Source organism: Streptomyces kebangsaanensis, assembly GCF_001906585.1.
GTDB classification, from domain to species: Bacteria; Actinomycetota; Actinomycetes; order Streptomycetales; family Streptomycetaceae; genus Streptomyces; species Streptomyces kebangsaanensis.
The window spans coordinates 72,505-80,850 of record NZ_JUJA01000033.1 but is presented as its reverse complement, the minus strand read 5'-3'; the positions used below and the strand labels follow the sequence as shown (position 1 = coordinate 80,850).

At 72.4% G+C, this 8,346-nt stretch carries 8 protein-coding genes and 1 pseudogene; 6 read left to right on the top strand and 3 right to left on the bottom strand.

Annotated elements, in window-relative coordinates:
- Window positions 1-198: SCO4983 family protein (locus RH94_RS42190; RefSeq protein ID WP_456154161.1), on the top strand; the 198-nt coding region annotated here is incomplete at its 5' end.
- 108 nt (window positions 199-306) lie between these two features.
- Window positions 307-705, top strand: a pseudogene (locus tag RH94_RS03665) (N-acetyltransferase family protein); the annotation flags it as partial.
- Between the two features lie 124 nt (window positions 706-829).
- Here the strand turns inward: RH94_RS03665 and RH94_RS41160 are convergent.
- Both RH94_RS41160 and RH94_RS03660 read right to left on the bottom strand, forming a co-directional pair.
- Window positions 830-1,006: a hypothetical protein gene (locus RH94_RS41160; protein ID WP_199880860.1), complete on the bottom strand. Its 177-nt coding sequence runs from the start codon at window positions 1,004-1,006 to the stop codon at window positions 830-832.
- A 199-nt stretch (window positions 1,007-1,205) separates the two neighbouring features.
- Window positions 1,206-3,038 carry a phosphoenolpyruvate carboxykinase (GTP) gene (locus RH94_RS03660; protein WP_073946205.1) on the bottom strand — a complete coding sequence of 611 codons (1,833 nt, stop codon included), beginning with the start codon at window positions 3,036-3,038 and terminating at the stop codon, window positions 1,206-1,208.
- Between the two features lie 287 nt (window positions 3,039-3,325).
- Here RH94_RS03660 and trhA point away from each other — a divergent pair, with 287 nt between their 5' ends.
- The 4 genes from trhA (at window position 3,326) to RH94_RS03640 (ending at window position 7,159) form a co-directional block, all read left to right on the top strand.
- Window positions 3,326-4,039 carry a PAQR family membrane homeostasis protein TrhA gene (gene trhA, locus RH94_RS03655; protein WP_073946204.1) on the top strand — a complete coding sequence of 238 codons (714 nt, stop codon included), beginning with the start codon at window positions 3,326-3,328 and terminating at the stop codon, window positions 4,037-4,039.
- Between the two features lie 111 nt (window positions 4,040-4,150).
- On the top strand, window positions 4,151-5,722 hold the full coding sequence (locus RH94_RS03650) for an MFS transporter (protein ID WP_073946203.1): 1,572 nt from the start codon (window positions 4,151-4,153) through the stop codon (window positions 5,720-5,722).
- On the top strand, window positions 5,719-6,393 hold the full coding sequence (locus RH94_RS03645) for a TetR/AcrR family transcriptional regulator (protein ID WP_073946202.1): 675 nt from the start codon (window positions 5,719-5,721) through the stop codon (window positions 6,391-6,393). The genes RH94_RS03650 and RH94_RS03645 overlap by 4 nt, the downstream gene beginning before the upstream one ends.
- A 34-nt stretch (window positions 6,394-6,427) precedes the next feature.
- Entirely contained in the window at window positions 6,428-7,159 is a 732-nt protein-coding gene (locus RH94_RS03640; protein ID WP_073946201.1) for a Mut7-C RNAse domain-containing protein, read from the top strand.
- A 15-nt stretch (window positions 7,160-7,174) separates the two neighbouring features.
- Here RH94_RS03640 and RH94_RS42185 read toward each other — a convergent pair.
- Window positions 7,175-8,346: thioredoxin domain-containing protein (locus tag RH94_RS42185; protein ID WP_407697250.1), on the bottom strand; the 1,172-nt coding region annotated here is incomplete at its 5' end.

Below are 8,346 nucleotides of genomic sequence, written 5' to 3'. Positions count from 1 at the left end.
GCCGGTCACGCCCCGGTCCGCGCCTCGGTGTCGGTGGCCGTCGGCAGCGAGTCCTCCGCCCTGCACGACCGGGCCCACGCCCTCGCCGGCCGCGCCCTCGTCGTCGCCGCCTCCCGCGCCGACACGACAGCGGCGATCCTGGCGGCCGAGCGCATGGAGGCCCACGCGGCGGCCCGGAACCTGAGCCACGCCGGCTAGCCCTCCCGGGGAGGGCCCCCTCGATCGGCCCCGGTCCGCGTGCACCCGCAGCGACACGCGGACCGGGCGCCCTACCACTGCGTTCGGCCCGAGCGGGTGGGCCGTGGCATGGGGGTTGTCCAGCTGCGGAACGGAGAGGAACTCGCTGCCGTTGCCGGCATCCACCGGCACTACGTCCCGCACAGTGCCACCACGTTCGACGAGACGCCGCGCTCGGTGGCGGAGTGGGAGCTGAAGTTCGACGACCTCGCGGAGCGAGGGCTGCCGTTCCTCGTCGCGGAGGGGAAGACGGTCGTGGGGTTCGCGTACGCCGGGCCGTGGCGGCCGAAGCCCGCCTACCGGTACACCGTGGAGGACACCGTCCACCTCGCGCCGGACGCCGTCGGCCGCGGCCTCGGCGGTGCGCTGCTGCGAGAGCTCGTCGACGCCTGCCCCCGGGCCGGGATCCAGCGCATGATCGCGGTGATCGCCGACTGCGGGGACGAGGCGTCGGCCGCGCTGCACCGCCGGTTCGGCTTCGCCGACGTGGGACGGCCGACCGCCGTCGGGTGCAAGCACGGCCGCCGGCTCGACACGTTGCTGCTGGAACGGGCGCTGTCCCCCGAAGGCGAAGGCCCCGGCGAGCCGGGGGTCAGCCGAGGAGAACCGTCAGGACCACGAACAGCACGAGAATCAGCAGGACGACGAACCACACCGGCCAGTTGCCGCGGCCGCCCGGCTCCTCGGGGCCGCCGCCACGCGGGCGGTCCTCGGCCAGCTCGGGGATCTCCGGACGGTCCCGGGCGTAGAAGTCCTCGTCTCCAGCCATGCCTCATCCCTCCTCCACCTGAACGCCTCCCGAGTACCCGGAAGGGACGGCGGCGACACGCCGGAGAGGCCGGGCGCGCACGCCGTTGTGCGCGCCCGGCCTCTCGGGTGGACGCCGCGGCCGGCCGGGCGACATCGCAGGTCAGGGCAAGTCGGTCAGCCGGCCGCGGAGATCGGGCGGGGGCGGGAGCGGTCCCTCGTCAGCCCAGGCGCTCGACGAGCGCGCGGTACTGGTCCCACAGTTCCTCGGGCGTGTGGTCGCCGAAGGTGTTCAGGTGCTCGGGGACCAGGGCGGCCTCCTCGCGCCACACGTCCTTGTCCACCGTGAGCAGGAACTCCAGGTCGGACTCGGGCAGTTCGAGGCCGTTCGTGTCCAGGGAGTCCTTGGTCGGCAGGATGCCGATGGGGGTCTCGACGCCCTCCGCCCTGCCGTCCAGACGTTCCACGATCCACTTCAGCACACGGCTGTTCTCGCCGAAGCCGGGCCAGACGAACTTGCCCTCGTCGTTCTTGCGGAACCAGTTGACGTAGTAGATCCTCGGCAGCTTGGACTGGTCCTTGTCCTTGGCGACCTCGATCCAGTGGGCCATGTAGTCGCCCATGTTGTAGCCGCAGAACGGCAGCATGGCGAACGGGTCGCGGCGCAGCTCACCGACCTTGCCCTCGGCGGCGGCGGTCTTCTCGGAGGCGACGTTCGCGCCGAGGAACACGCCGTGGTTCCAGTCGAAGGACTCCGTCACCAGCGGCACCGCGCTCGCCCGGCGGCCGCCGAACAGGATCGCCGAGATCGGCACGCCCCTGGGGTCCTCCCACTCCGGCGCGATGATCGGGCACTGCGCGGCGGGGGTGGTGAAGCGGGCGTTGGGGTGCGCGGCCGGGGTCTCCGACTCCGGCGTCCAGGAGTTGCCCTTCCAGTCGGTCAGGTGGGCCGGGGTCTCCTCCGTCATGCCCTCCCACCACACGTCGCCGTCGTCGGTGAGCGCGACGTTGGTGAAGACCGAGTTGCCCCACAGCGTCTTCATCGCGTTGGCGTTGGTGTGCTCACCGGTGCCGGGGGCGACGCCGAAGAAGCCGGCCTCGGGGTTGATCGCGTACAGCCGGCCGTCCTCGCCGAACCGCATCCACGCGATGTCGTCGCCGATGGTCTCCACCGTCCAGCCGGAGATCGTCGGCTCCAGCATGGCCAGGTTGGTCTTGCCGCAGGCGCTCGGGAAGGCGGCGGCGACGTACTTGGCCTCGCCCTGCGGGGGCGTGAGCTTGAGGATCAGCATGTGCTCGGCCAGCCAGCCCTCGTCGCGGGCCATGACGGAGGCGATGCGCAGGGCGTAGCACTTCTTGCCGAGCAGGGCGTTGCCGCCGTAGCCGGAGCCGTACGACCAGATCTCGCGGGCCTCGGGGAAGTGCGAGATGTACTTGGTGGAGTTGCACGGCCAGGGGACGTCCTCCTGGCCCGGCTCCAGCGGGGCGCCGAGGGTGTGCACGGCCTTGACGAAGAAGCCGCTGTCGCCGAGCTCGTCCAGCACCGGCTGCCCCATGCGGGTCATGGTGCGCATGGACACCGCGACGTAGGCGGAGTCGGTGATCTCGACGCCGATCGCCGAGAGCGGCGAGCCCAGCGGCCCCATGCAGAAGGGGACGACGTACATCGTCCGCCCCTTCATCGAGCCGCGGAAGATGCCTCCGTCCCCGTCCTCGCCCTGGAAGATCTCCCGCATCTCGGCGGGGGCCTTCCAGTGGTTCGTCGGGCCGGCGTCCTGCTCCTTCTCGGAGCAGATGAACGTCCGGTCCTCGACGCGGGCCACGTCCGAGGGGTCCGAGGCCGCGTAGTAGGAGTTGGGGCGCTTGACCGGGTCGAGCTTCCTGAAGGTGCCCTTCCGGACGAGCTCCTCGCACAGTCGCTCGTACTCGGCCTCGGATCCGTCACACCAGACCACGTTGTCCGGCTGCGTCAGTTCGGCGATCTCGTTGACCCACGAGATCAGTTCCTTGTGGTGGGTGGGGATGACGGTGGGAGCCGCGATGTCGCGCGCCACGATCGCTCCTAAAAGAGGGTTTTCTGACTTGTCGCCCCGTGGGGGCCGCGGCCCGGATGCTTCGTAGCCGCTCATCCGGTGCCGACCGCACTCATTTGATCATCCGACGAGAGTGCCCATATGTCCAGGGGGCCGCACAAGTGAGCGGCGTGATGAATCCCACGGTTTCCGCGATTCCTTGCGTGCCCCTTGGATTCAGCTGAAGGACTTTTTGCGTTCGGCGCGATCTTCGCGCTCACCGCCCGACACCGGCAGCCGACTCACGGCGCCGTCGGTACGATGCGCGCATGACTGCGTCCGCCTCCGATACGCCCCTGGACACGCCGGTCACCAGCCGCGGTCCGGCCGCACTCCCCCTGCCGCACCCGGTCAAGCCGAAGCTGCGCGGCTGGCTGCACCTCGGCATGTTCCCGGCCGCGCTCGTCGCGGGTCTGGTCCTCACCGCGCTGGCCAGCTCCACCCGCGGGCGGATCGCCTGCGGGATCTACGCCCTCACCGCCTGCCTGCTCTTCGGCGTCAGCGCGCTGTACCACCGGGGCGACTGGGGGCCGCGCCTGGGCGGCGTCCTGCGCAGGCTCGACCACGCGAACATCTTCCTGATCATCGCGGGCACGTACACCCCGCTGACCCTGCTGCTCCTGCCCGGCGCCAAGGGCCATTGGCTGCTGTGGGGCATATGGGCCGCGGCCGTCGCCGGCATCGTCTTCCGCGTCTTCTGGGTGGGCGCCCCGCGCTGGCTCTACACCCCCTGCTACATCGCGATGGGCTGGGCGGCCGTCTTCTTCCTGCCCGACTTCCTGCGCACCGGCGGCATCGCGGTCCTGGTCCTGGTGATCACCGGCGGCCTCCTCTACAGCGTGGGGGGCGTCGTCTACGGCATCAAGCGGCCGAACCCCTCCCCGCGCTGGTTCGGCTTCCACGAGGTCTTCCACTCCTTCACGCTGGCCGCGTTCGTGGTCCACTACGTGGGGATCTCACTGGTGGCGTACCAGCACGCATAGTCCGTCCCTCCCTCCGGCACGGCCACGGCTCGCACGAGTCGTGGCCGTTTTTCATGCCCGGAAGCCCGAGTCGATTGACAGCGTGACACTTTTGAGAGTTACTCTCATTTCATGGTTACTGTCAACCACGCCGAAGGCGTACGGCACGACCCCCGCCGCTGGTGGGCCCTCGGGGCCCTGGTCGCGAGCATGCTGGTGCTCGGCTTCGACATGACGATCCTCAACGTCGCCCTGCCGACCCTGGCGAGGGACCTCGGCGCCACCACCGGCCAGCAGCAGTGGATGGTGGACTCCTACGTCGTCGTCTTCGCCGCGCTGATGCTCCCGGCCGGACTCCTCGGCGACCGGTTCGGGCGGCGTCTGATGCTGATCACCGGACTCGGCGTCTTCCTCGCCGGCTCCGTGGTCGGCGCCCTGGCCGGGGACGTGCACGCGGTGATCGCCGCCCGTACGGTCATGGGGATCGGCGCGGCCCTGGTCATGCCGCTCGCGCTGTCGGTGCTGCCCTCGCTGTTCGGCGCGGACGAGCGCACCAGGGCCGTCGGCGTCATCTCGGCCGCCTCCGCGCTCGGCCTGCCCCTCGGCCCGATCGTCGGCGGCTGGCTGCTCAACCACTTCTGGTGGGGCTCGGTCTTCCTGATCAACGTGCCCATGGTCGCCATCGGCGTCGCGGCCTGCGCCTTCCTGCTCCCCGAGACCCGGGACCCCGCCTCCCCCCGGGTCGACACGCTCTCCACGGCGCTCACCGCGACCGGTCTCGGCGCGCTGATCTACGCGATCATCGAGGCCCCCGACCGCGGCTGGGGCGACCCCCTCGTGCTCGGCGTGTTCGCGGCGGCCGCCGCACTCCTGGCCGGGCTCGTGCTGCGCGAGCGCCGGGAGGCCCGCCCCATGCTCGACATGACCCTGCTCGGCCGGCGCGGCTTCCTGTTCAACACCCTCGCCGCGACCCTGGTGATGTTCGTCCTGTCCGGCCTGATGTTCGTCCTGCCGCCCTACCTGCAGGCCGTCCTCGGCCACGACGCCCTCGGCACCGGCCTGAGGCTGCTGCCCATGATGGGCGGACTGATGATCGCCGCGAAGGGCGCGCAGCCGGTCGTCGCCCGGTTCGGGGCACGGGCCGTGGTCGCCGTGGGCCTGGTGGTGCTCGCCTTCGCCGCCCTGCTCGGCAGCCGTACGACGGTGGACTCCGGCTACGGCTTCACCGCGCTGTGGCTGTCCCTCGCCGGCGTCGGCTTCGGCTTCTCCGTCGTCCCGGCCATGGACGGGGCGCTGGCCGCCCTGCCCGCCGACCGCGCCGGAAGCGGCTCGGGCCTGCTGATGACGCTGCGCCAGGTCGGCGGCGCGGTCGGCATCGCCCTGCTCGGCAGCCTCCTGGCGAGCGCCTTCCGCGACCGGCTCGACGTCACCGGACTGCCCGGCGAGGCGGCGCACACCGCCGGGCAGTCCGTGGTCGCCGCGCACCTCGTCGCCGCGCGGGCGGGCTCCGCGCGGCTGGCGGACTCCGCGAACGGGGCGTACGTGCACGGCATGGGCCTGGTGCTGCTGGTGTCCGCCGTCGCCGCGCTGCTGGCGGCGCTCCTGGCCGCCGCCTTCCTGCCGGGCGCCCCGGCCGCCGTACGGAACGAACCGGAGGAGGAGGCCCCGGTCATGGCCGGTCCCGGAGGTGATGCCGGACAATGACGACCATGACGGCCGCACGCATCACCACCCCCGCCGACCGCCCCGCCGAACGTCCCCCGATGGGACTCAGGGAGCGCAAGAAGCTCAAGACCCGGCAGGCGATCCGCTCGGCGACGTACACGCTGGTCGAGGAGCAGGGGTACGACGCCACGACGATCGAGCAGATCGCCGACCGCGCCGAGGTGTCGCCGTCGACCGTCTTCCGCTACTTCCCCACCAAGGAGGACATCGTCCTCACGGACGAGTACGACGAGATCCTGCTGGAGGAGCTGCGGGCGCGGCCCGCGGACGAGCCGTGGATGGACTCCCTCCGGCACGTGATGCACAAGGCCCTGGCGCTGGGTGTGACCGAGGAGCCCGAGGTGTCCCGGCTGCGCGCCCGGCTGGGCGTCGAGGTGCCCGCGGTCCGCGCCCGGATGGTGGAGAGCATGTCGGCCGCCGGCCTGCTCATCCGCCAGGCCGTCGCGGACCGCACCGGACTGGACCAGGACGGCCTGGAGGTGCGGGTCTTCGCCATGTCCCTCATGGGCGGCCTGATGGAGGTCTCGCTGTACTGGGCCGAGAACGGGTGCGAGGGCGAGCTGAGCGACCTCATGGACCGCGCCATGGACGTCCTGGAGCACGGGCTGCCCGCCGGGAAGCCCCGGGGAGAGCTCCGCGGAAAACCCTGAGGTCCCGGCCCCTCGGTCATGCCATCCTGGCCGGGTGAACGGTCCCGAGATCCGCGTCGAGTTCGCCCCCGGCCTGAGCCTGTTCGTCCCCCACGCCCGGCGCCGCGGCGCCACCCCGGTCGTCACCGACGGCGTCTCGACGCTCGGTCACGTCGTGGAGTCCCTGGGCGTGCCGCTCACCGAGGTGGGCGCGCTGGTGGTGGACGGCCGCGAGGTGCCGGTGTCGCACGTCCCGCGGGCGGACGAGACGGTGCGGGTGCGTGCCGTGGCACGCCCGCAGCAGGTCCCCGGCGCCCCCCTGCGCTTCCTCCTCGACGTGCACCTGGGCACCCTCGCCCGCCGTCTGCGCCTGCTCGGTGTGGACGCCGCCTACGAGTCGACCGACATCGGCGACCCGGCGCTCGCCGCCCGCTCGGCCGCCGAGAAGCGCGTCATGCTCAGCCGCGACCGGGGCCTGCTGCGCCGCCGCGAACTGTGGGCGGGCGCCTTCGTCTACAGCACCCGCCCCGACGACCAGCTCCGTGACGTCCTCGACCGCTTCCGCCCCGGCCTCTCCCCCTGGACCCGGTGCACCGCCTGCAACGGCCCGCTGGAGGACGCCACGAAGGAGGAGGTGGCCGACCAGCTGGAGCACGGCACGCACCGCACGTACGACGTCTTCGCCCGTTGCCGCGACTGCGGCCGCGCCTACTGGAAGGGCGCCCACCACGACCGGCTGGAGGCGATCGTGGAGCGCGCCCTGGCCGGGTACGCCGACCGGAGGTGACCTCCGGGGCCTGCCTCAGCCGCCCAGTGCGGTGTTCAGCGCGGTGCGCAGGCGGTCCGGGTCGGTGGTCGGGGCGTCGCAGGTGAAGTCACGGCAGACGTAGGCGGCCGGCTCGCCCCGGACCAGGGTCCGGCCGGCGAGCAGGGGGAACTCGTCGCTCTCCGGCGTGCCGCAGGCGACGACCGCGCCGGGGGCGGTGCCCAGAAGTGCCGTACGGTGCAGGGCCTTCGTCGCCGTGTCGTCGGGGGACGGCCCCACGACGGCGACCTCGCGCGGCCCGTCGAGCAGGGCCTCGGCGACGGCCAGCCCCCAGCCGATGAAACGCGGGACGCGCGGACCGAGCGCCCGGACCACGCCCAACGCCCGCTCGGCGGCGGTGCGGTGGGCCTCGGAACCGGTATGGGCCGCATAGCCGAGCAGGGCGCCGGCGGCCGCCGTCCAGCCGGAGGGGACGGCGTTGTCGGTGGGGTCCTGGGGACGGCGGATCAACTGCTCGGCGTCGGCGGCCGTGTCGTACAGGGCGCCCGACTCCGGGTCGGTGAACCGGGTGAGCACGTGTCCGAGGAGCAGTCCGGCGAACTCCAGCCACACGCCCTCGCCGGTGACGGAGGCCAGGGCGAGGAAGCCCTCGGCGACGTCGGCGTAGTCCTCCAGCACCCCGGCGTTGGCCCCGGCCCGGCCGTCCTTGCTGGTGCGGTGGAGCGCGGCGTGCTCGTCCATGTGCAGCCGTACGAGGAGGTCGGCGGCGCCGGTCGCGGCGTCCACCAGGTCCGGACGGTCGAAGTAGGCGCCGGTCTCGGCGAGGGCGGCGATCGCGAGCCCGTTCCAGGCGGCGACCACCTTGTCGTCCCGGCCGGGTGCGGGCCGCTCGGCCCGCTTGCCGAACAGCCGGTGCCTGACCGACTCGATCCGCCCGGCGTCGAAGACGCCCTCCTGTACGGGGAGTTGGAGCACCGAGGCGCCGTGCTCGAAGGTACCCTCCTCGGTCACGCCGAAGTACCGGGCGGCGAGTTCGGCGTCCTCCTCACCGAGGACCTCGCGCAGCTGCTCCGGGGTCCAGACGTAGTAGGCGCCCTCGACGTGCCGGCCGGTCCCGTCGTCGCTGTCGGCGTCCAGGGCCGAGGCGAACCCCCCTTCCGCGGTGCGCAGTTCGCGCACCATGAAGTCGGCGGTGTCCAGGGCGACAC

Excerpts from the sequence above, each read along its gene's own strand:
- RH94_RS03645 (WP_073946202.1), top strand. The coding sequence starts at position 5,719 with ATGACGACCATGACGGCCGCACGCATCACCACCCCCGCCGACCGCCCC.
- trhA (WP_073946204.1), top strand. The coding sequence starts at position 3,326 with ATGACTGCGTCCGCCTCCGATACGCCCCTGGACACGCCGGTCACCAGC.
- RH94_RS41160 (WP_199880860.1), bottom strand. The coding sequence starts at position 1,006 with ATGGCTGGAGACGAGGACTTCTACGCCCGGGACCGTCCGGAGATCCCC.
- RH94_RS03650 (WP_073946203.1), top strand. The coding sequence starts at position 4,151 with ATGGTTACTGTCAACCACGCCGAAGGCGTACGGCACGACCCCCGCCGC.